Below are 23,737 nucleotides of genomic sequence, written 5' to 3' on the forward strand. Positions count from 1 at the left end.
TTTTGATAGACAAAAAAATCACTTCAAATGAGCGCAATTCAATCTTATATAAAAGAAAATAAAAAAAGGTTTTTAAACGAATTAATTGAATTACTAAAAATACCATCTATAAGTGCAGATTCTGCCTATAAAAAAGATGTTTTAATTACTGCTGATTTTGTTTTAGAAAGTCTTAAAAAAGCCGGTTGTGACAAAGTAGAATTGTGCGAAACTCCTGGATATCCAATAATTTATGGAGAAAAAATTATTGATAAAAGCTTACCAACAGTTTTAGTGTACGGACATTATGATGTACAACCTGCGGACCCAATTGATTTATGGACTTCTCCCCCTTTTGAACCAGTAATTAAAGAAACAGAAATTCATCCTGAAGGGGCCATTTTTGCAAGAGGTGCTTGCGATGACAAAGGACAAATGTATATGCACGTAAAAGCATTAGAATATATGACCTCAACTGGAAATTTACCTTGTAATGTAAAATTTATGATTGAAGGTGAAGAAGAAGTTGGCTCAGAAAGTTTGGCTTGGTTTGTCCCAAGAAATACAGAAAAACTAGCCAATGATGTTATATTAATTTCTGACACAGGTATGATTGCCAACGACATTCCTTCAATCACAACTGGTTTACGTGGTTTAAGCTATGTTGAAGTTGAAGTTACTGGTCCAAATAGAGATTTACATTCTGGATTGTATGGTGGTGCAGTAGCAAATCCTATTAATATTTTAACCAAAATGATTGCTTCTTTGCACGATGAAAATAATCATATTACCATTCCTGGTTTTTATGATAATGTTGAAGATTTAACAGCCGAAGAAAGAAAAGAAATGGCAAAAGCACCTTTTTCTTTAGAGAACTATAAAAAGGCATTAGATATTGATGATGTTTATGGTGAAAATGGTTATTCTACTAATGAAAGAAACTCTATAAGACCAACACTAGACGTAAACGGAATTTGGGGTGGTTATACTGGTGAAGGAGCTAAAACGGTTATTGCAAGTAAAGCCTATGCTAAAATTTCTATGCGTTTAGTTCCGAATCAAAATTGGAAAGAAATTACAGAATTGTTTAAAAAACATTTTGAAAGTATTGCACCAAAATCTGTAAAAGTTGTTGTAAAACCTCATCATGGAGGACAAGGTTATGTTACACCAATAGATAATATTGCCTATCAATCAGCAAGTAAAGCCTATGAAACTACATTTGGTAAAACGCCAATTCCTCAAAGAAGTGGAGGAAGCATTCCTATTGTAGCTTTGTTTGAACAAGAACTAAAAAGTAAAACGATTTTAATGGGATTTGGTTTAAATTCGGATGCAATTCACTCTCCAAACGAACATTTTGGCATTTGGAATTACCTAAAAGGAATTGAAACAATACCTTACTTTTATCAATATTTTACTGAGTTATCAAAGTAAAATTTGTAATTTTAGTTAGTATAAAAATTACTGACTATGATTTTAACAAGAGAAAAAAAAGAAATCTGGAGTTCGTTTGAAAAAATGAGTTTCAGATTTTTATTTTTATATTTTTCGCTTTATGTTTTATCAATATTTACTTCCAGTTTGTGGGAGCCTGTAATTAATTGGATAGGAACTTTTGTTTTTAATATTGATTATGACTTCTCATCAAATGGCAGAGGAAGTGGAGATACAACTTATGCATATTTAATGCTTTTTCTGTTCTTATGCTTTTCTATATTAGGAAATATCATTTGGTCTTTTTTAGACCGGAAAAGAAAATCATATAACCAACTACAATATGGACTTTTAGTTGGATTAAGGTTTATTCTTATCTTTTTTATGTTTACATACGGTATTGTAAAAATATTTCACTTACAAATGCCAGCTTTATCAAACTCAGATTTAATTTCAACATTTGGCAACAAATCTCCAATGGGGTTAGCTTGGGATTTTATGGGATTTTCAAAAACCTATAGTGTTTTTGCTGGTTTAGCAGAAGTTACCGCTGGCATTTTATTAATATCTAGAAGAACACAAACATATGGTGCAATTGCAACTATTGTTGTGATGCTAAATGTTTTTATGATGAATTTATGTTTCGACATTCCAGTAAAAATATTTTCTTTCCATTTAATGTTAATGGGCATCTTAATTTTAATGGCTGATTTTAAAAGATTTTTTGGAGTAGTAGTTTTAAACAAAAACATTAATAATTACACTATATATCCTCAACAAAATAAGGAAGACAGAAAAATTATATTGATTTCAAAAACAGTATTATTTTTGGTAACTACAGTTTTTTTTATCCTTACAAGTTACCCCAGATATAAAAAAAGATACTTAAATTCTAAATCTCCTTTATATGGAATTTGGCAAGTTACTAAGTTTCAAAAAAATAGACAAAACACCTTTACTGAGTCTAGTTTAAAAGAAAGATGGAACTACATAACAATTGATCAGAACAAATATGCAACTATTAAAACTTTAGATGATAAATTACTGCCTTATAAATTTACTGTAGACACTGTAAATAATAATATATTTTTTGGGAAATTTAGAGAAAAAAAACTAGATACACTTACTTATCAAAAAAATGATTCTATGTTATTCATCAAAGGAGTTTTTAAGAATGATACTTTAAACATTCAATTAAAATTTAAGTCTCCTGAAGATTTTTTATTAAAATCGAGAGGTTTTCATTGGGTGAATGAATATCCTTTAAATAGATAAATTACAAAGAAATATACCAAGTAGTTCTCAACCACAAAGTATTTTCGGTTTGATTCGAGATAAAATCGCTAACTCTATAATATAAACCAAACTCTATTTTGTCTTTTTTAGATGCTTGGTAACCTAAATACTGAGTTACTCTAATTTCAAAATCAGAAAAATCACACAAATATTCGTTCGCAAATTTGATGTAAAATTCTTTTACATCTACACGTTCTCCATTTAACGGTTTTTCTGTGCTAATTCTATAACGAGTTCTAAAAGTTGTTTGTTTTTTAGGTTGATAAAATTGCTCAAATGCAAAACGATGTCCTATTTTCTAGTGTTTTTACAATTTTTTGAATTATCTTTTTTTGTAGTTGAGAGAATTTTACTGTTTTTTCAACATCAATAATATTTCCTTCTTTAGAAAATTCAATACTGTATTTATACTTTTTATAGCGAACTTTTGCTTCAAAAGTTTTTCCATCTTGACTTTCTTCTACGTACCATTTTACTTTATTTTTAAAGTTCCAAATTTTTATTATTTCTAAAGATTTCTTAGGTACATCTTTAGGCTTTACTCTGTATTCTTTTTCAAATTTCTCTTGAGATAAAAGAGAATTAACAGATAAAAAAATGAGTAATACAGTAGAAAAAAAAGTTTTCATTATTTTGATTTTAATAAATAGGCTTTCTTTATATAATCTACATTTGGATATTTTCTTTTGATAAAATCATTTCCATAGATATTAATAGAATCTTGGCGACGTCCTAACTCATCCCCATATTTATCATAAAATTTTAAAACATTTTCAAACCCATTGGTAACCTTAGCAATCACAGGAAAACCTTTTACACCAGAATATGTAAGCGTATCTAAACGATGATTATTTTTTAAGTTGATGAAAATTTGAGTGGTTCTAGTTTTCTTTCCTCCTCTTGCAAATGCAATAGACATTGAATCATTTTTGGCAATTACAGGTTCATCATCTAAAGTAAAATTATTCCATACTTTATTGATAATAGAATCTTTATGAATACCAAATTGAGCTACAAAATTAGGTACTACTCTAAAAATTGGCATCTCAGTGTAATACTTATGTTTGATTAAATTATATAACCTATCTACACCTTTTGGAGACCAGCTTCTTTTTGCATAAATATCAAAATTACCTTTTGTGGTTTCAAATCTTGCTCTAAATTCTTCTGGAGCTTCTTTTTTTGTCCATTTTTCACTAAATATTTTTTTAGCACAAGACATTAAAAGACAAAGCGATAAGCAATAAAATATTTTTTTCATAAACGATGTATATAATTACGAAGATAACAAAGATGAAATAAATTTTAACTCTACATTTGTAGAATTAAAATATTTATTCTATGTTTGTAGAGTAAAAATACAGTAGTTATGCAATTATCTAAAACTGAAGAACAATTAATGCAATATTTATGGAAACGTAAAAAAGCATTTTTAAAAGATTTATTAGAAGATTTCCCAGAACCAAAACCAGCAACAACAACTGTTGCTACTCTATTAAAAAGAATTTCTGACAAAGGTTTTATCGAATATAAATTGTTTGGAAAATCTAGAGAATATTTTCCGTTGATAAAAAAAACAGATTATTTCTCTAAACACGTTAATGGTTTAATCAAAAATTTCTTTAATAATTCTGCAAGTCAGTTTGCTTCATTTTTTACTAAAGAAACAAACCTTTCTACTGAGGAGTTAGAAGAACTAAAAAAGGTAATTGATAGTCAAATTAAAAAACAACAAAAATGATATTATATATTATAAAATCCATGGGTTGTTTGGCTTTGCTACTTTTCTTTTATCATTCGATTTTAGAAAAAGAAAAAATGCATAATTTTAATCGTTTCTATTTATTAGGTAGTATTTTATTTTCATTTTTAGTTCCTTTAGCGACAATTACAATTGTTTCGCCAACAGAAATACCTGCGGAAACTTCAGCTGTAATTCCGACTTATGAAGTCCCAACACTTATAGAAAACACTGCGCCAATTATTTTAAAAGAAGCGTTTGATTATACCCAAGTATTAAAAGGAATTTACCTTTTAATATCAATTATATTCCTGTTTCGTTTTGGAAGGAATTTATTTAAAATTCTTCAAAAAATAAGCTTAAACAAAAAAGTGAAATATGAAAATGCAATCTTAGTTTTAGTTGAAGATAACATACTACCGCATACATTTTGGAAATACATTTTTATAAGTAAAAAGGATTATTTCAATGAAAAAATTGAAGAAGAGTTATTTACACACGAATTAACACATGTTACTGAAAAACACACAATAGATGTATTGTTGATTGAACTGTTTCAAATTGTATTTTGGATTAATCCAATATTCATATTTCTAAAAAAAGCAGTTCAATTAAATCACGAATTCATTGCAGATGAAACCGTTATTCATCAACATAAAAACACATCACAATACCAGCATTTATTACTGAATAAAGCTACTTGGAACAACGAATATTACTTAGCAAGTAATTTAAACTATTCACTTACTAAAAAAAGATTATTAATGATGACTACACAAAGTTCACACACAAAAATCTTGTTAAAAAAACTAATGATAATTCCATTATTAGCAAGTTTTATTTTTCTCTTTGCAGAAAGAGTTGAGGCACATAAAGCCAAAAAAACAGGAAAAAACACAACAAAAGTTATTGAAACCTCAAAAAAAAATTCTTTCATTTTTCCAATTGAACAAAAATTTAATCCTAAAATCAGCTCCAAATTTGGTATTAGAAAACATCCAATTTTAAAAATTAGGAAGATGCACAAGGGAATTGACATTGTTGCTGATAAAAAAGCAAACATCCTATCTGTAAAAAATGGAAAAGTTATTGATATGTCTGAAAATGACATAGCCTATGGTAAGTTTGTGGTTATTGAACATAAAAATGGATTGCGAAGTTTTTATGCACATATGAATTCCATAAATGTTAAAAAGGGTCAAATAGTAAAAACTGGAGAAAAAATAGGTGTAATTGGAAATAGTGGAAGGTCTATAAACAGACATTTGCATTTTGAAATTTTAAAAAATCAAAAAAATGTGAATCCTTTAGATTTTATCAAATTTAAAAACAGTCCAACAAAAGACTTAGAAATAACAAAAACAATCTCTAACATCGAATCTAAATTTGATTTATCAAAATACCAAAAAACATATAACCTTTATGAAATTGAAAGAAATAAAAAACCTCACTTTGTAAACAGTTCTAAAGAAAGGCAATACGATTTAACTGATAGTTTTTCGCTTTTAGGAACTTTATATTATAAGCTTTCAAAAAATAATAAAAAGAAAGCAAAAAGACCTATTTATCCATACCATCCTTATGTAAGATTAATGAAGAATAACAAGGTGTTTTATAAATTACCAGCTAAATTAACAGAAGCAGATAAATTATTAATTCCACCACCTCCACCACCTCCTAATTCAACAAAACAAGAAATTCTAATAGCTAAAAAGGCTTATAAAAAATGGAAAAATAGAACCGGAAATGATTATATGATTCCGCCTCCACCACCTCCAAAAAACCATTTAGACCAAGTCATTAAAATGGCAAAAAAAGGAGCAAAATTTTACTACGAAGGTAAATCTATAAATTCTGATAAAGCAATAGAACTTTTAAAAAAGAACAAAAAGTTAAATATCCATTCAGAAAGTACAAACTACAGCAATTATAAAGTTTGGATTTCTAAAACTCCAATTAAAAACTAAAAATTATAAAACCTTGAGAAATCAAGGTTTTTTTTATGTAACAAATTCAATTTAAATACGTTGTAATAGTATACTTAAATAATAAATTGTGCTTAAAAAATTCTTTTTGACCTGTTCTGGAGTTGATAAAAATATTATAGAAAACTGTTCTGATGGAGAACAAAATAAATATGTGGGTATTGGTGCTACTGTGTTTTTTACAGCAGTTATGGCAACTATAGCAGGTAGTTATGCGCTTTTTACGGTTTTCGATAATTTGTCTGCTGCTATTTTCTTTGGAATCATATGGGGATTACTCATCTTTAATTTAGACAGATTTATTGTTTCTACCATTAAAAAATCAGATTCTAAATGGAAAGAGATTTTGCAAGCATCTCCAAGAATTTTGTTGGCGGTAATTATAGCAATTGTTATATCAAAACCTTTAGAATTGAAATTGTTTGAGAAAGAAATCAATCAGGTTTTATTGACTGAAAAAAACCAAATGACTTTGGATAACAAAACTCAAATTGCTGAACAATTTACTCCTGAAATTGCAAATATTAATGATGAAATTAACAAATTAAAACAAGAAATTACCACCAAAGAAACAGTAACAAATGCTTTATATGAAACCTATATTGCTGAAGCTGAAGGTAGAAAAGGAACAAAATTATTAGGCAAAGGACCTGTTTATAAAGAAAAGCGTGAGAAACACGATGCTTCTTTAGCGGAATTGAATCAATTGAAAAAAGACAATACCGCAAAAATACAAGCCAAAGAACTTGCCGTTTCAGATTTACAAAAGAATCAAAAGTTGTCTGAAACTAAAACGCAACCAATTATTGCTAATTTTGATGGTTTAATGGCAAGAATAAATGCATTAGGTAAATTACCTTGGCTTCCATCATTCTTTATCTTCTTATTGTTTTTGGCTATAGAGACATCTCCCATTTTTGCAAAATTGATTGCATCAAAAGGAGAATATGATTTTAAATTAGAAGATCAAGAAACTGCTGTAAAAACTTGGGTGAAACAACAAGTGCAACAAAGAGAAAAAATGCTACAAACGGATATTGTTGTTTCTAAAAAAGTGTATGATGACATTTCTGAAGAAGAAGAATTGTATACTTACAAACAAAAAATAGCTCGCGATTTAATGAAATTACAAGCAGATTCGTTTTATAAAAAGCAACAAAAAATGTTGTAAAAACTATTGCTGGCAAACAAGTGCGTTAGCGATTGAAACCGTTCGAATATCTGCTGATATTCTTAACCTTTTTAGTTGTCAGTTCGAGTAAATTTGTGAAGAATGAGCAAATTTGTATCGAGAACAAAACTAAAAAGATAGAATGGAAAGCGCGACCTGTAAGGTAACGCCCAACTTCTCGATGCAATTTTCTTTCTGAAAACAACTCGAAGTGACACGTTATTCTTTCTCAGCCATTTTTTTAACGTAATCTGTAATAATTACAATCTGGGTAGGTCCAACTTTGCCTTCTATATATTTGGCATTTTCATGGTCTAAAGAAATTCTACGAACAGCAGTTCCTTGTTTTGCAACCATACTAGAACCTTTTACTTTTAAATCTTTGATTAAAACCACAGAATCTCCAGCTTGTAAAATGGCACCATTTGCGTCTCTGTGAATAATTTTTTCGCTTTCTTCTAAATGATCTCCAGATTCTTTAGCAAAACGCAATTCATCATCTTCTAAATACATCATATCTAGTAAATCTTGTGGCCAACCTTCTTTTCTTAAACGCGACAACATTCTCCAAGCAACTACTTTTACAGCTCTGTACTCAGACCACATAGCATCGTTTAAACAACGCCAGTGATTTGCATCTGTTGTATCAGGATTTTCAATTTGAGTTACACAAGTTTCACAAGTCAATAAACTACCATCTACTCCACCTCCTCCTGTCAGTTTTGGTTTTACTTCGTAAATTGTTAGGCTATTTGTAGATGTACATAATTCACATTGATTTCCACTTCTGTTTTCTAAATCTTGTTGTAAACTCATTGCTTTTTTTAGATTGATTGTTGGCAAAAGTACATTTTTAAATCTATCTTTAACAGATGTTTTTAGAAAGTAAAAGGCTTATTATTAGAGATATTCAAATAAGTGATGCTTCATTTTATTTTGAGCTATTTAACGATCCAGATTGGATTCGTTTTATAAGTGATAAAAACTTAAAATCTGTGGATGAAACTGAAAAGTATCTAAAGAAAATGAAAACCGAAAATTCTAAATTAGGTGGTCTTGGTTTTTTTACCGTTGTCTTAAAAAGTACTCAAGAGCTTATAGGAACTTCTACAGCTTTACAACGAGAATCTTTAAATTTTGTGGATATTGGTTACGGTTTTTTACCTAAAGGAAGAGGAAAAGGTTACGCAATTGAAGCAACAAAATTGATTATTAATTATGTACAGGAAACATTTAACCAAAAGAAAGTATTGGCTTTTACAAAACCTAATAATGATAAATCTCAAAATCTACTAAAAAAACTCGATTTTAAATTTATTGGTTATCAAGTTATTTTTGATGAAGATGAAGATGCTGTTTTTGAGTTATTAAAAATCTAAACATAAACTATTTACCTGAAACTTAAAAAATCTTTGTCTACACTTTATTACATTTCATCGATAGAAAAAGGTATTTTATGCATTGATAGGTACAATTATTTTAAAGTAACTTTAAATTTACCCGAATAAACCTAAACTTAAAGTTTTGAAAAAAGATCTTAATATATTATTAATAGAAGATAATCTTATCGAGATTATGAAAATGAAACGAACAATTTCATTTCTTAAACTAAATCACACACTTCATGAAGCAAAAAACGGAGAAGAAGCTTTAGAAATTTTAAAAGATAAAAGTAAAATCCCTGATATAATTTTATTAGATTTAAACATGCCAAAGATAAATGGTATTGAGTTTTTAAACATTATTAAAAATAATGAAGATTTTAAACATATTCCAACCATAATTCTAACTACTTCAGACAATCAAAAAGACTTGTTTGAATGTTATAAAATTGGAGTTTCTGGTTATATTTTAAAACCTTTAAAATATGATGATTATGTTAAAAAAATTGAAGTAGTATTGTCATATTGGAGTGTCAACGAATTAAAAAATATTTAAATGAAAGGAATCGTATTTACTGAGTTTTTAGACTTAGTTGAAAATAAATTTGGATTAGAGATGGTAGATACCATTATTTCACAATCAGAATTAGAATCAGAGGGAATTTATACGGCTATTGGCACATATAGTTTTTCAGAAATGTTACAGTTACTTCAAAATTTAAGTAACAATACTAATATATCTATTGATAATTTGTTATTAGTCTACGCAGAACATTTTTTTTCGGTTATAGAAAACAGTTATCCTGGTTTATTAGCTACATATAAAGACCCCATAGAAATGCTATCATCAATAGAAAATCACATTCATGTAGAAGTGAGAAAAATTTATCCGGAAGCAGAATTACCTACTTTTATAGTAGAGTCTAAAACAGAAAAATCTTTGGTAATGATTTATAAATCAAGTAGGGCTATGCATCATTTTGGATTAGGTTTAATGAATAAAACTTTTGAACATTTTAATTCTACAGCTGATATTGTTTTAGAAAAAATAAAAGAAGATGGTACAGAAGTAAAATTCATCATCAACAAAAACTAAATGAGTTTAAAAGAAATTGAAATATTAAAAAGAACTTTAGAAAGAGAGAGAAAAGCTAGAAAAGCTGCTGAGAAAATTCTAGAAGAAAAATCTTTAGAATTATATAATACTTCAGTAGAACTTCAAAGTGTTAATAAGAAATTAGAAAATTTACTAAATGAAAAGACCACACAATTACAAGGTGTTTTCGAAAATATTAATGATGCCTATGTAGTCATAGATTTGTCTGGTAATGTCTTAAAAATGAATGATATTGCAGAAAATCTATTTGAATACGACATTGACAAAGAACCTCTTAATGTAGTAAATTTAATCTACCCTGATGATTATACATATGCAATGACTTCCTACAAGGAGTTAAAAGAAGAAGGTCATTTTTCTGATTATACTGCAAGAATAGTTACAAAAAACAAAAATGTAAAATGGGTTCAAATCAATGCTAGTATTATTTATGATGAGCATAAAAAACCTTTAGGAGCTCAAGGTGTAGCTAGAAATGTTACTCATATAAAAGCTTTAGAAAAGCAAAAAGAAATAATCTTAAAGGAACTCAAAAACAGTAATAAAGAGTTACAAGAATATGCTCATATTGTTTCTCATGACTTAAAATCTCCTTTAAGAAGTATAAGCGCTCTAGTTTCTTGGATTAAATCGGATAATGAAGGAAAATTAGATGAAATGACACTTCAAAATTTTAATCTAATTGATACAACGCTTGAAACTATGGAAAAATTAATTTCCGATATTTTAGAATACTCTAGTGCTGGAGCTGATACCCATAAAGAAGAAGATATAAATTTAAACAGTGTCCTAGAAAATCTAAAAAAGGTACTTTTTATTCCCGATAATTTTTGTATTAACGTTCTAAACACCCTTCCTACAGTAAAAGGAGATGTTACTAAATTTCAACAACTTTTTCAGAACTTTATAAGTAATGCTATCAAATTTTGTGATAAAGAAAAAGGTTTTGTAGAAATTGATTGCTTAGAAAAACCAACCTTTTATCAATTTTCTATCAGAGACAATGGTATAGGAATAGAAGAAAAATACCACACTAAAATTTTTCAAGTATTTCATTCACTTAATAAAAGAGAAGATTCTTCGGGAATTGGATTATCAATCATAAAAAAGATAATCGATTTATATGAAGGTGATATCTGGTTAGAAAGCCAAGTCAATGAGGGAACTACATTTTACTTCACCATAAAAAAATACTAAATGAAAACAGTACAATTAAAAAAACGTAAAAATTCTGATTGGGAATATCTATCTGATAATATTTTATTAACATCACCTTTAGTATTGGTTTTTGGAAATAGACATATGTTAGAAGACGAAGGTATTTATAAAGAAGTAAAAAGTATGTTTTCTGATGGACACATAGTATTCGGTTCTTCTTCTGGAGATATTTCTTCTTTAACGGTCAATGAAAACTCTGTTACCATTACTGCAATAGAATTTGAAAGAAGCAACTTTGTCATTAAAACTAGCAATGTTTTAGATAATGAAAAACAATTGGATAGCCATTTAGTTGGGCAAGAACTGATAAAACAACTTCCTAAAGAAAATTTAAAGTACACATTTGTTATTTCTGAAGGAAGTTTTATAAATGGAAGCCAATTAACTAAAGGAATGAATGCTGCAACCAATAACAATTTGTTAATTACTGGTGCTTTGTGTGGAGACGATGCTCGATTTGAAAAAACATTATCTTCTTATAATGAAAACCCTAAACAAGGTGAAATTGTAGCAATAGGTTTGTATGGAGATTCTTTAGAAGTTTCTTTTTCTATTAATGGAGGATGGACACCTTTTGGACCAGAAAGGATTGTAACCAAATCGAAAGGTAATGTTTTGTACGAGTTAGATAATTTACCTGCTTTAGATTTGTATAAGAAATATTTAGGAGAAAAGTCCAAAGACCTTCCAGGAGCGGCATTATTATATCCGTTAAGTGTAAAATCTACTAAAGAAAACCATTCTATTGTTAGAACTATTCTAAACATTAATGAGGAGGAGAATTCAATGATTTTAGCAGGAGATATTTTTGAAAATTCAAAGGTTCAGTTAATGATGACTAATGTAGATAATATTGTAAATGCAGCCGAAAGTGCTGCAATTAATGCCACAGAATTAAGAAAAAATGAAGCCGAATTAGCCATTTTAGTAAGTTGTATTGGTAGAAAATTAGTATTAGACCAAAGAGTAGAAGAAGAAGTAGAAGAAGTAATGGAAGTTGTAGGTAAATCTCCTACAATTACAGGATTGTATTCTTATGGAGAAATTGCTCCATTTATAGGAGAAAACAATTGTCAATTGCACAACCAAACTATGACAATTACATTAATTAGCGAATAATGAATTCACTATTAAAAAGACAAATAAGAAAATTTTTACCAGAAGAGTTTCGATCTGAAAAAAAACTAGATAAGTTTTTTGATGCTATAGATAGATCTTACACTACTTCAGATGAGCAATTTGCAATGCTACAAAGGGCTACAAAAATTAGTTCTGATGAGCTTTTTAATGTGAATCAACAGTTAACCAAAGAGACCGAATCTCAAAAACAAGTAATTACAAAGTTAGAAGGTGTTATCGATAAACTTAAGTTTTATGATTTAGATAATGATAGACCTTTAGAAAGTTCTGATTCTTTAAAATTAGCTGATTTCATTGATAATCAAACCAAAGAAATCATCAAAATTAACCAACAAAAAGACAAATTGGTACAAAGTTTAGAGCGTCAAAACAGAGAACTGAATGATTATGCACAATTAGTCTCTCATGATTTAAAATCGCCATTACAGAGTATAGAAGCCCTTACAACATGGGTTATAGAAGATTATTCTGAAGTTTTAGGAGAAATAGGAAAAGAGAATCTTGAATTAATAAAAGAAAATATAGAGAAGATGGATACCTTAGTAAAAGGAATCTTAGAATATTCGACTATAGGAAAAATAGAAAAAGAAAATTATGATGTAGATATGAATATTTTAGTGAAAGAAGTTATTGAAAATCTAGATCCAACTGAAAAAGTGAATTTTAAAATAAGTGATCTTTTGCCTGTTGTCAAAGGAAACCGTTCTAGATTTCAATTATTATTTTCTCATTTAATTCAAAATGCTATTCAATTTAATAACAAAAAAGATATTAATATAGAAATAGGATGTAAAGAAAATACTCATTTTTGGCAGTTTCACATAAAAGATAATGGTAAAGGAGTAGAAAGAAAATATTTCGATAAAATTTTTATTGCATTTCAAAAATTAGAAGATAATTTTAAATCTACAGGTATTGGACTTTCTATAGTAAAAAAAATTATCGAAATTTACAATGGAGAAATTTGGTTAGAATCCAAAGTAAACAAAGGAACTATATTTTATTTTAAACTTGAAAAGTAATGCAAGAAACTCCTAATTTAAATTATGTAAATCAACTAGCTAGAGGAGACAAGTCTATTCAAAATGAGCTAATATCAGTTATAAAAACAGAATTTCCAGAAGAAAAAGAAGACTATTATAATAGCTTAAAACTCCAAGAGTTTAAAAAAATTGAAGAGAACGTTCATAGACTTAAACATAAAATTAGTATTTTAGGGCTTGAAAAGAGTTATAAAATAGCTAATGAATTTGAACATAATCTTCGTGAACATAGCCTAGAAAAGCAACAAGATTTTGAGAAAATTTTAATAGCAATTACGAATTATATAGAAACTATATAGTCTATGGATTGTATTATTATTGATGATGAAAAAATGGCTAGGGTCGTTTTAAAAACCCTGTGTAATGAAATAGAATCTTTAAACCTTATTGAAGAATTTCCTAGTGCAATACAAGCTATGAAATTTTTAAATGACACAAAAATTGATTTAATTTTTTTAGACATTCATATGCCTGATTTTAATGGACTTGATTTCATTAAAAGTCTAAAATCACCTCCTAAAATTATTTTAACAACTTCAGACCCTAAATTTGCTATAGAAGCTTTTGAATATGATTTTATTGTAGATTATTTACTAAAACCAATAGAGATTGCACGTTTTCAAAAAGCAATTCAAAAAGCAGAAAAGTTCGACTTGGCTTCATCAGAACCAGTTTCACCTAAACAAAAGTTAACTGACAACAAAGAAATTGACAACGACTTTTACATAAATATTGATAGAAGGCTTATAAAAATAGATTTGCCAAGTATTTATTTGGTTGAAGCTAAAGGAGATTATATTAAAATAAAAACAGAAGAAAAAGAATATACGGTACATTCAACTTTAAAAAAGATTGAAGAAAAATTACCAGATTCATTGTTTTTAAAAATACACAGATCTTATATTATCAACCTCAAAAAAATTATCGACATAGAGGATAACAGTGTTTTAATAAAACGAGATGTAATTCCTGTTAGTAGATCAAAAAGACCAGAATTAATGAAAAGATTAGATTTGCTCTAGTAGTAAAATTCCATATTGGCAAATATATAACAACCTCTCATTTTTAAAACTTGAGAGGTTTTCTTATGGATAAATATGGCATAAAAAATTTGTAATAAAATAAGTTCGTCTAAACATCCCAAACATTTCGTCGACAGTTAAAATGCAAAGACCTAATATCTACTTTTACAACAATATTTACCGGTTAATTTTGTGGTATTGAATATAAATATTATGAAAAAAATACTACTTATTACATTTTTTACCATCACAACATTATTAAATGCACAAACTTATAATTACCTTGGAGAGTATACCTCTGATGGTACTCCTTTGTATTTAGAAAACCCAGGAGATAATGTTTCTGTAGAAACATTACAAATGATTGATGATTCTCTACCTGAGAGTTATCCTGTTCCAGATTACAATCCACAATATATTACATCTGGTTACGAAACAGATATTCGAATTGAAGCAAAAGCTGATGTTTGGGTAACTTTTGTAGCAGAAGGTGCAGGGTATAGAAATGTGTTAGGTTTTTATACTTATCCTTTAGATAACCCACCAACAACAAATCCTTCAAAAGAAGATATTACTATAATTTTTCCAAATGTTTCTGCTCTAGGCAGCGGTGGTGGATTACAAGTCGGTGATAAAGTTAAACTGGGAACTTTTGAGGCTGGTACTGGCATTGGTTGGGTTTTATTAGCCAACGCGTGGAATTCTAGAAATCAGAATGTTGGGGAAGGACTTTGGAAATTGTATTCTAATCCAAATTTTAACCCAGAAGCAAAAGAGGAGTTAAGACATCATAATGTATTATTAGCAGATCCAGATAATGAGCGGATTATTTTAGGTTTCGAAGATATTAGAAGAGATAAAAGTTCTTGCGATAACGATTTTAATGATGCAATTTTTTATGTAACAGCAAATCCTTACTCAGCAATTAACACAAAAAACTGTGCAGATATTTCTGAATCTAATAACATAACATCAGGAAATGATGGTGGTTTAGAAAGTAATGGATCTTTAGCAAATTTAATCGCAAAAAGAAACTTCAAAAGAAAAAAAGAAGCCCATAATCTAAATTTAAGAGCTAAACAAAAAGATTTTAAAAAAAGCAATTTACAAGCAAAAGGCAACACGAATTCTTTAATCAGCTACTTACCCGAAACAGGTATGTATCAAACAGAAATTGCGAAGGTTTCTAGTCCAGATGATTTGTTATCGATTACCAATGCAAAAGAAATTTTTTCAGTAGATTATTATAAAGATGACAAAAGAGTTTCTGCTGTATTGGCAACAAAAACAGAAGGTTCTATTTACGACCATTCCAAAATGATTTGCGATCGTTTAAACAACTCAAGTTTAGAAGATATTAGAACTGTAACTACAAGAGGGCATCAAATTATTAGCTCAAAAATAAAAAGAGCCACTGGAGAAAAAGAGTATACATTAAGTTTTTCTATAAAATTAAATAAAGGAGAAAATGAGTTATATAGTTTTTGGAATATAGATCAGTATCCCAAAGGAGATTATCAAAACTTTCAAATTTGGGGAAGTTCATTCTCTCAAGTATTTGCAATTGCTAACTTTATTATCGATAAGCACACAGAAGAAAGTGGGTTAAAAAGTGTCAGAAAAGAAAATCTAACACCTAATGTATTTGTAAAATCTGGTGCATACACAAATGGTTTTTTAAAACTAACTATTGTAAATAAAACTAAAGAAAGTCAAATTAATTTCGAAGGAAATATTTCTAGAACAGAAATTGCTAATACGAATAACGTAAAAACATCACTAGCTTTATCTGGAGAATATGAAGAAGAAATTACCATAGAAACAGGAGTTTTATTTGATATTGGTTTTTCAATTCAAACGAATAATAACGACCAAAAAGATGCTTTGTATTTAGCTGATGGACCCTGGGGATTAGATTACCTAGAAGAATATGCTTCTATTAATGATTTTTATATTGATGCGAACAAAGCTGATAATAAAGAAGAGATTCATCAAATAGATAGAAATGTAAGCGTTTCTGGAACTGTAAAAGGAAACGTAAACTTATTCAGACACGTTTTACCTGGAGATTTAACCTTAGATGTTACTAATTATGAAGCTTTACAATTTAAGACACAAAACTCTCAACCAGTTGAAATTGTAATTATGCAAGAGGAAAAGAGAGATTGGAATAATAGAATTAGATATACAATTCCTGTCAACCAATCAGAAAAAGAATACAACATTCCTTTTAATGATTTTAAAGATGCCACTGGAAAAACTGTAGCAATTACAAATATTAAAACATTGGTTTTCTCAGTAATTAGCAACTATGAAGATACAATTCCTTTTAGCTTAAACATTAAAGAGGTTTCTTTTGGAGCAAATATGGTTTTATCTAACAATGACTTTTCAACCAATACGATACAAAAGGTAAAAAATTATCCAAATCCTTTCACAAACAAGACTACGATACAATTATCCTCAAATTCAAAACTTGTTAAAATTCAAGTATTTGATTTAATGGGTAGAGTTGTGGATGTACAAAATATAAATACTGATAGTTCTAAGAAAAGGGTGCAATACAAAGCACCTAATCTAAAAACCGGAATCTACAAATACCAGTTAAAAGATGACAAGAATAAAATACATTCCGGAACTTTCATAGTTCAATAATTCCCCCACATTTATTTTGGAGTGTAAAATGGGCAAAAGAAAAAATCTTTTGCCCTATTTTTTAAAAATAGGTTTTGTTAAATACAACCATTTAAAACGTAACCCAATTTCGTTAAATGTAAAACCAGCTGCGGTTGCAGAAGCAATATTACTTCGAGTACCATAAACGTTTAACAAGCTTCTTTCAGAAATTTTGTACCCAAATTGTCCTTGCACTCGATAAGTTCCCTGTCTTTCATCATCTTCAATAAACTGAAAACCAGTTGCAGCTGTTAATCCATAAAACCATTCTTTTGGTTTTGCAATTGCTTCATCTTTAATAATATTGACAAAAATTTCTGCAGCGTTAAATTTACTCGGACTAAAATAAATTGTTGGTACTTGATTTTTAAAAGATATATTTTGGTAATTGATACCCGCTTTTAAAGAAGGCTTTTGTAGAATATTATAATACAATGAAGTAAATAGTAAATTACGAGTATTATCATCACTTTGAGATGTGTAGTAATACTGGGTAAACCATCCTAAATTAAAATTTGTATTTAAACTATAATTGACAATTAAGTTATTTTGAATAATTTCTCTATTTAATAATTCAGCATTAAAATTTTGAATATCTCTTTTATATCCCAACTCTAAATTTTGCAATTTAAGAGGTTTGATTTGCAGCGAGATATCAGTTATAAATTGATTAAAACTATTCACATCAGACTTAGAAGCTGTAACACCAAAACTCCCTTTTAAAATTATATTATTTTTAAGTTGATAAGAAGCACCAAATAACAGATTATTTGCAGTAGCTTCTATGTTTGTAAAATCATTAGAGGTAGTTCTATAATTGTAATTTACTAGAACCTTGAACTTAGTAGATAAAGATAATTCTGAATTTGCGCTATAAGAGTAGGCTACATTATCTCCATTATCAAAAGAATAACTAGCTTTTGTTTCTACATAAGGAATAAAGCTTAAATCTAACTGCTTTATGAAGTTCATTGCATCTTTTTGATTAGTGTAAAACTTTAAGGTGTTTTCTGCACTTTTATAAGCCTGATTTATGAACCCAGAGGCTTTCAAAGCATTTGCTTTCCCTAAGTTACCATCAAAAGAAGCGCTATCTTTCTGTAAAATTATATTGTAATCTTCAAGACTTTTTTTAAAATCACTTTTATAAATATTAAGTGTAGCTCTCAAAGACAATATCCAATTTTCTGGTTCTGGATTGTCTTTTAAAAGTGTATTAATTTCTGAAGCTGCCAAAGCAAACTTCTTGTTCCAAATTAAAGCTTGTATATAACGCTCTTTTGTTTGATTTTTTAGAGTTTCATTTGTTTTATCACTGATATTATTCAATGCTTTTGTGCTGATAACAAGTGCGGTTTTATCATCATTATTTAAATGATAAGTTAGTGCTATTCCATTTAAGGATAAAAGATTGTTTTCCGGGTCTTCTCCAAGTTGTTCAAAAACGCTTTTAGCCTTATTTGTTTGCTCAGAAATTAAATACAAATTGGCTAGATTTTGTAAAGTTTCTTTATCATTCTTAAAGGTTTTTAGGTTCTCTTTTAGTAATTCTTCCGAACGCTTGTATTCTCGTGTTTGTATTTTTAGATTAGCTAACCCTAATCTCATATATTTTTTAGAAACCAATGCATTTGGATTACCAGGAATAATAACTAATGCTTTATCTACATAAACTAGCGCATCTTTATATTCTTTTAAGTTAGATAAGGTATTGGCATACCCCAATAACGCAGGAAAACTTTTATCGTTTTCTTTTATAAGAGTTTGATAATAGGTTTTGGCTTTATCATATTGTTTACTCCACAATAAAGATTCTGCATAATTTAATTTTACCTCAAAATCATTCGGAAAATCTTTCAAAAGATTGGTAAACAAATTTACTGCTTTTATAGCCTTACCATTCAGTCCGACTGCTCTCCCATAACAAAGTCTTGCCGTTTTATTTTTTGGATACTCTTCTAAAATGCGCTTAAAAAAAGGTTCTGCTTTTTTGTATTTACCTGTTTCTAAATACCTAAACCCTTCTTTCATATCTTGAGAAAACCCCAAAGAACTAATAAAAATCAGTATTAATAATAATTTAAATTTTAATTTCATAATAACTTTTAAACACTTGCAAGTTAAGCAATAGCTTTTAATCTTTAAACTAAAGTTAGTTGTTTTTAACTAAGCAAAAGAGAAGAAACACTGGTCTAAAGTAAATTGTCTTTCACCGACAGTTGACACTTTTTTTTGAGTTATGATTCGATATTTGCAGTATCAATAACAAATAAAATTAAATATTATGTCTTTACAAATTTCAGAAAAAAACGGAATGTTTCATTTAAATGGAAAAATCAATTCTTCTACATTAAATTTTTTCTCTACTTATTTTAATTATAATTTATCTCAAAGCAATGCCATTGTGGTAAACATAGATAATGTAAAAGAAATAGATAGAAGCGGTTTAGAAGCAATAGAAAACTTTACAAAGTTAGCACTTTTTAAAGAGAAATCATTTTCTATTGTTGGATACGGATGCAAAGAAATTTACGATCATTTTAACTCTCAAGTAGCATAAAAAAACTCATGGAATTAACATTAGATTTTATCAAGAAAAAAATACAACCAGAGCAATTATTTATGCTTAGTGTACTTTTGGTTAATGGCGGAAACTACTTATACAATTTAGTTTTAGGTAGAGTTCTTGGACCAGAGAAATTTGCAGACGCAGCTATATTAATCACTTTTTTATTGGTACTCTCTTTTGTAGCGATGACCTTCCAGCTGGTTACCGCTAAATTTTCTGTTATTTTTGAGAAATCAGTTTTTAAAGCCTTTATTTCAAATACATTTAGAAATGCGTTAATAACAGGAATTATACTAGGATTAGCAATTATCTTTTTTGCTACAAATTTACAAAGCTTCTTTAAAACTACCTCTTCATCGATGTTTATTGTTTTTGGAATGGGAGTACCTTTTTACTTTTTAATGAGTGTAAACAGAGGTGTTTTTCAAGGTAGAAAAGAATTAAAATCATTGTCTGTAACCTATCAAACTGAAATGATTAGTCGCCTATGTATTACATTTCTAATACTAGCTTTTTTACAAGTTTTAGATACCTCATTAGTCATTGCAATCGGTATTTTTTGCTCATTTATTTTTGGATTGTTTCCTTTTAAGAATAAACAATTTTTACAATTAAAATCTATTGCTTTACCAACAATAGAAAAGAAACTAGTTAAAAACTTTTTTTTGATTACTGCTTTTTATGAGTTGACTCAAATTGTCATTAACAATAGTGATATTCTTTTAGTAAAACATTATTTTGATGCAAACGAAGCTGGTTTGTATGCTTCACTGGCATTAATTGGCAGAGTTGTATATTTTATAGCTTGGATGTTTGTTATGCTGTTATTACCTTCTGTTATTCAATTAAAAAAAGAAGGGAAATCTACCTTACCCATTTTAGTAAAATATTTGGGATATATTGCTTTTATTGCCATTACTATTGTGCTAGGTTGTTATCTTTTCCCAGAAACAATTATTAAATTGTTATTCGGAAAAGAGTATTTACAAATCGCTCCTTTACTATGGAAATATGCATTAGCTACAGGTATTTTTGCAATCTCAAATATATTCGCTTACTATTATCTGTCTTTAGATAAATATGTACCCGTAGTACTTTCTGGACTTTTTGGGATGTTGCAAATCCTATTAATATTATTCTTTCACGTATCGTTAACTCAAGTAGTACACGTTCAAATTTTGGCAATGGTTTTATTGTTAGTTGTTCAATTAGGGTATTTTTTCTATAAAGACTCTAACCGATAAAGGACTCTACTTGATAATCTTCTATTATCTAGTTAATAATTTATGACATATTGAAAATTTGTCGTAAAATTTGAAATTGCGACTTTTAAGAATTTCAAACTGATTAAGTGACAATAAATTTCTAAAATTAGTAGTTGAATAAAAAGCTTAAACAAAGTTTCATTGGCTTAACCTTTTTTGTTTCTTTTTTGGCTATTTAAAAAATAGAATACCTTAATACATTTTGATTAATCGCTTTTAGTCTAAGCATCTCCAAGACTATTATCATTCGATAAAATGAAACGTCTTAACATCTTTTCCAATCGTCTATACATAACCGTATTTAAACCTTAGTTGCCCTTTTACAACGTAAAAATCCCTGAAATTTGTCCTATAATTAAAAAACAAAACATCATGAAATTAGCAATCGTAACCGCATTTCCACCTAGTAAAGTAACCTTAAATGAGTATGCATATCACTTAGTAAAAAGTTTTAGAACCAAAGAAACCATTACAGAACTTATATTATTAACAGATGAAACTCCAGAAGAAAAAGATCTTAATTTCGAAGAAAACGGATGTAAGATTACCGTTAAAGAATGTTGGAAGTTTAACAGTTATGCAAACATTGTAAATGTTACTAGAGCCATCAACCAAACCAAACCAGATGCTGTATTGTTCAACTTGCAATTTATGAAGTTTGGCGATAAAAAGATAGCAGCAGCTTTAGGCTTAGCGCTACCCTTAATTTGTAAAATCAAAAGAATCCCTACGATTGTGTTATTACATAATATTTTAGAACAAGTAGACTTAGAAAGTGCAGGATTTACGGCTAACAAAATAGCACAGAAAGTCTATAATTTTATTGGAACGACCCTAACAAAATTGATCTTAAAAGCCGACTTAGTTGCGGTTACCATGGATAAATATGTAGATACGTTAAAAGAAAAATACAAAGTAGATAACGTAAAAATGATTCCGCACGGTACGTTTGAAATTCCAGAAAATCCATCACAACAATTACCAAAAGGACCTTTAAAAATCATGACTTTCGGGAAGTTTGGTACGTACAAAAAAGTAGAATCTATGATAGAGGCAGTAACACAAGTAAGAAAAGAAACCCATTTAGATTTAGAAATTGTAATTGCAGGAACAGACAACCCGAACGTGCCAGGATACTTAGAAAATATAAAAAACCAATACAAACATGTTTCGCAACTAACGTTTACAGGTTATGTAGAGGAAGAAGAAGTAGCACCTTTGTTTACAGAAAGTGCCGTAGTTGTTTTTCCTTATACGTCAACTACAGGAAGTTCTGGAGTTTTGCATCAAGCAGGTAGTTATGGTAAAGCTGTAGTTATGCCAAATTTAGGTGACCTGACTACGTTAATCGAAGACGAAGGTTATAGAGGTGAGTTTTTTGAACCAGAAAATGTAGCAAGTTTAGCAGATGCCATTAAAGCAATTGTAACCAATGAAGCCTATAGAATAGAATTAGGAGAAACCAATTATAAAGCTGCAACTGCTTTTCCAATGAGCAGAATTACAGATATGTATTTAGAAGAGTTTGCAAAGATTAGTGCTAAAAAATCTGTAGAAAAAGTTAAAGTAGCTCAGGCCTAAGGAATATTTTCAAAAATATCAGATGCTAGTTTTCTATAAAAGTTCTATCTTTTTGATAGGACTTTTGTATTTTTAGAAGCGAAAGAAAAAATTGCATCTCAAAAAATTATAATACTGTTTTTATTTATCACTTATTATATTAAGATAAATTTTGAGTTTACTTAATTAAAATTGAAAACAAAATATGGAATTACCAAAATATCACGAAACTTTTATCCCTATCTTAGAAATACTAAATACAGTTGAAGTAATAAGTAGTAGAGAATTAGCTAGAAAAGTTAGAGATAATTTTTATTCTGAATTACCTAAAGAGCTTATGAATAAAAAAACTAGCTCGGGAGCAAATGTATTAATTGACAGGATACTATGGGGAAAATCGTATTTAAAAATGGGAAAATTTGTTTTTTACCCAAAAAGAGGTTTAGTTAAATTAGCTGATAAGGGAAAATATGCTTTAAATGAAGGGAAACTTTTATTATCTGACCTCCAAAATGATCCTGATTTTATCCAACATCGTTCTTCAGTACAAAGTAAAAAAGAAAATCAAATAGAATTAGAAACAGTTGATGTTGAAAATGCTTCACCTCAAGACTTAATTGACACTGGTTTTTCAACAATTGAAACTGAAGTTAAGACAGAGTTATTAGATAAATTAAAAGAACTTGATCCATATTTTTTTGAAAAGGTAATTTTAATTTTATTAAAAAAAATGGGATATGGAGATTTTATTGAGACTTCAAAATCTGGAGATGGTGGTGTTGATGGAATTATAAATGAAGATAAATTAGGTTTAGAAAAAATATACACTCAAGCAAAAAGATATACTGAAAATAAAGTTAGAGAAAAAGATATTCGAAATTTTATTGGAGCTATGAGTGGAGATACAACAAAAGGTGTATTTATAACAACTTCGACTTTTGATAATGCTGCTATTAAAAAAGCTAGAGAAGCACATCATTCAATAATATTAATTGATGGTTCAAAATTAGTTGACTTAATGCATCAATACAATGTTGGGGTTCAGGTTAAATTAACTTATGAGGTTAAAGAACTTGATAATGATTTTTTTGAAGGAGAGTAGCTTTAATAAATATTTTGTTATTGAATAATTTTTG

General features: G+C 28.5%; 23 protein-coding genes. 18 read left to right on the forward strand and 5 right to left on the reverse strand.

Translation table 11 applies throughout. The features are described from left to right. The first annotated feature begins 27 nt into the window (after positions 1–27). Together DIS07_RS02735 and DIS07_RS02740 are read left to right on the forward strand one after the other, a co-directional pair. A complete protein-coding gene (locus DIS07_RS02735; RefSeq protein WP_109403678.1) occupies positions 28–1,416 on the forward strand; it encodes a dipeptidase in 1,389 nt (462 codons plus the stop codon). 36 nt (positions 1,417–1,452) lie between these two features. Continuing rightward, positions 1,453–2,691, forward strand: a complete 1,239-nt coding sequence (locus tag DIS07_RS02740; RefSeq protein WP_109403679.1) for a DoxX family protein — start codon at positions 1,453–1,455, stop codon at positions 2,689–2,691. Between the two features lies 1 nt (position 2,692). Here the strand turns inward: DIS07_RS02740 and DIS07_RS02745 are convergent, their stop codons facing one another. Genes DIS07_RS02745 through DIS07_RS02755 form a run of 3 tightly spaced genes read right to left on the reverse strand, consistent with a single transcriptional unit; the run spans position 2,693 to position 3,973 of the window. After that, the gene (locus tag DIS07_RS02745) at positions 2,693–3,007 is read right to left on the reverse strand and encodes a DUF2490 domain-containing protein (RefSeq protein WP_109403680.1); all 315 of its coding nucleotides are present in this window, start codon (positions 3,005–3,007) and stop codon (positions 2,693–2,695) included. Continuing rightward, a complete protein-coding gene (locus tag DIS07_RS02750) occupies positions 2,985–3,341 on the reverse strand; it encodes a hypothetical protein (protein WP_109403681.1) in 357 nt (118 codons plus the stop codon). Before DIS07_RS02750 ends, DIS07_RS02745 begins: the two co-directional genes overlap by 23 nt. Beyond that, positions 3,341–3,973, reverse strand: a complete 633-nt coding sequence (locus DIS07_RS02755) for a peptidylprolyl isomerase (RefSeq protein ID WP_109403682.1) — start codon at positions 3,971–3,973, stop codon at positions 3,341–3,343. The genes DIS07_RS02750 and DIS07_RS02755 overlap by 1 nt, the downstream gene beginning before the upstream one ends. Positions 3,974–4,081: 108 nt before the next feature. Between DIS07_RS02755 and DIS07_RS02760 the strand changes: the two genes are divergently transcribed. From DIS07_RS02760 to DIS07_RS02770, 3 genes are all read left to right on the forward strand, one after another. Then, on the forward strand, positions 4,082–4,453 hold the full coding sequence (locus DIS07_RS02760) for a BlaI/MecI/CopY family transcriptional regulator (protein ID WP_109403683.1): 372 nt from the start codon (positions 4,082–4,084) through the stop codon (positions 4,451–4,453). Further along, positions 4,450–6,420, forward strand: coding sequence for a M23/M56 family metallopeptidase (locus DIS07_RS02765; protein WP_109403684.1), 1,971 nt, complete (start codon positions 4,450–4,452; stop codon positions 6,418–6,420). Before DIS07_RS02760 ends, DIS07_RS02765 begins: the two co-directional genes overlap by 4 nt. 88 nt (positions 6,421–6,508) lie before the next feature. Further along, positions 6,509–7,609: a DUF4407 domain-containing protein gene (locus DIS07_RS02770; protein WP_109403685.1), complete on the forward strand. Its 1,101-nt coding sequence runs from the start codon at positions 6,509–6,511 to the stop codon at positions 7,607–7,609. Positions 7,610–7,828: 219 nt separating this feature from the next. On the opposite strand, the gene DIS07_RS02775 is transcribed toward DIS07_RS02770, so the two are convergent. Then, positions 7,829–8,425 carry a PhnA domain-containing protein gene (locus DIS07_RS02775; protein ID WP_109403686.1) on the reverse strand — a complete coding sequence of 199 codons (597 nt, stop codon included), beginning with the start codon at positions 8,423–8,425 and terminating at the stop codon, positions 7,829–7,831. Positions 8,426–8,481: 56 nt separating this feature from the next. On the opposite strand from DIS07_RS02775, the gene DIS07_RS02780 reads away from it, so the two are divergent. From DIS07_RS02780 to DIS07_RS02820, 9 genes are all read left to right on the forward strand, one after another. Continuing rightward, positions 8,482–8,988, forward strand: coding sequence for a GNAT family N-acetyltransferase (locus DIS07_RS02780; protein WP_109403687.1), 507 nt, complete (start codon positions 8,482–8,484; stop codon positions 8,986–8,988). Positions 8,989–9,133: 145 nt separating this feature from the next. After that, positions 9,134–9,547, forward strand: coding sequence for a response regulator (locus DIS07_RS02785; RefSeq protein WP_109403688.1), 414 nt, complete (start codon positions 9,134–9,136; stop codon positions 9,545–9,547). Next, positions 9,548–10,087 (forward strand): heme NO-binding domain-containing protein, encoded by a 540-nt coding sequence (locus DIS07_RS02790; RefSeq protein WP_109403689.1) that lies wholly within the window; start codon positions 9,548–9,550, stop codon positions 10,085–10,087. Then, complete coding sequence (locus tag DIS07_RS02795) at positions 10,088–11,305, forward strand: sensor histidine kinase (RefSeq protein ID WP_109403690.1); 1,218 nt, start codon at positions 10,088–10,090, stop codon at positions 11,303–11,305. Beyond that, entirely contained in the window at positions 11,306–12,445 is a 1,140-nt protein-coding gene (locus DIS07_RS02800; RefSeq protein WP_109403691.1) for an FIST signal transduction protein, read from the forward strand. Then, entirely contained in the window at positions 12,445–13,488 is a 1,044-nt protein-coding gene (locus tag DIS07_RS02805) for a sensor histidine kinase (RefSeq protein ID WP_109403692.1), read from the forward strand. The genes DIS07_RS02800 and DIS07_RS02805 overlap by 1 nt, the downstream gene beginning before the upstream one ends. Beyond that, positions 13,488–13,808: an Hpt domain-containing protein gene (locus DIS07_RS02810; RefSeq protein ID WP_109403693.1), complete on the forward strand. Its 321-nt coding sequence runs from the start codon at positions 13,488–13,490 to the stop codon at positions 13,806–13,808. Before DIS07_RS02805 ends, DIS07_RS02810 begins: the two co-directional genes overlap by 1 nt. 3 nt (positions 13,809–13,811) lie before the next feature. Further along, the gene (locus DIS07_RS02815; RefSeq protein ID WP_109403694.1) at positions 13,812–14,531 is read left to right on the forward strand and encodes a LytR/AlgR family response regulator transcription factor; all 720 of its coding nucleotides are present in this window, start codon (positions 13,812–13,814) and stop codon (positions 14,529–14,531) included. A gap of 213 nt (positions 14,532–14,744) precedes the next feature. Then, entirely contained in the window at positions 14,745–17,186 is a 2,442-nt protein-coding gene (locus DIS07_RS02820) for a DUF4114 domain-containing protein (RefSeq protein WP_109403695.1), read from the forward strand. 54 nt (positions 17,187–17,240) lie between these two features. Here DIS07_RS02820 and DIS07_RS02825 read toward each other — a convergent pair whose 3' ends face one another. After that, positions 17,241–19,304 carry a tetratricopeptide repeat protein gene (locus DIS07_RS02825; protein ID WP_181374519.1) on the reverse strand — a complete coding sequence of 688 codons (2,064 nt, stop codon included), beginning with the start codon at positions 19,302–19,304 and terminating at the stop codon, positions 17,241–17,243. A gap of 187 nt (positions 19,305–19,491) precedes the next feature. On the opposite strand from DIS07_RS02825, the gene DIS07_RS02830 reads away from it, so the two are divergent. The 4 genes from DIS07_RS02830 (at position 19,492) to DIS07_RS02845 (ending at position 23,703) form a co-directional block, all read left to right on the forward strand. Next, positions 19,492–19,767 (forward strand): STAS domain-containing protein, encoded by a 276-nt coding sequence (locus DIS07_RS02830; protein ID WP_109403696.1) that lies wholly within the window; start codon positions 19,492–19,494, stop codon positions 19,765–19,767. 8 nt (positions 19,768–19,775) lie between these two features. Next, positions 19,776–21,020 carry an oligosaccharide flippase family protein gene (locus DIS07_RS02835; protein ID WP_109403697.1) on the forward strand — a complete coding sequence of 415 codons (1,245 nt, stop codon included), beginning with the start codon at positions 19,776–19,778 and terminating at the stop codon, positions 21,018–21,020. A gap of 393 nt (positions 21,021–21,413) precedes the next feature. After that, positions 21,414–22,622, forward strand: a complete 1,209-nt coding sequence (locus DIS07_RS02840; RefSeq protein WP_109403698.1) for a glycosyltransferase — start codon at positions 21,414–21,416, stop codon at positions 22,620–22,622. A gap of 184 nt (positions 22,623–22,806) precedes the next feature. Next, the gene (locus DIS07_RS02845) at positions 22,807–23,703 is read left to right on the forward strand and encodes a restriction endonuclease (RefSeq protein ID WP_109403699.1); all 897 of its coding nucleotides are present in this window, start codon (positions 22,807–22,809) and stop codon (positions 23,701–23,703) included. Positions 23,704–23,737 lie beyond the last annotated feature (34 nt).

Source organism: Polaribacter aquimarinus, from assembly GCF_003129485.1.
GTDB classification, from domain to species: domain Bacteria; phylum Bacteroidota; class Bacteroidia; order Flavobacteriales; family Flavobacteriaceae; genus Polaribacter; species Polaribacter aquimarinus.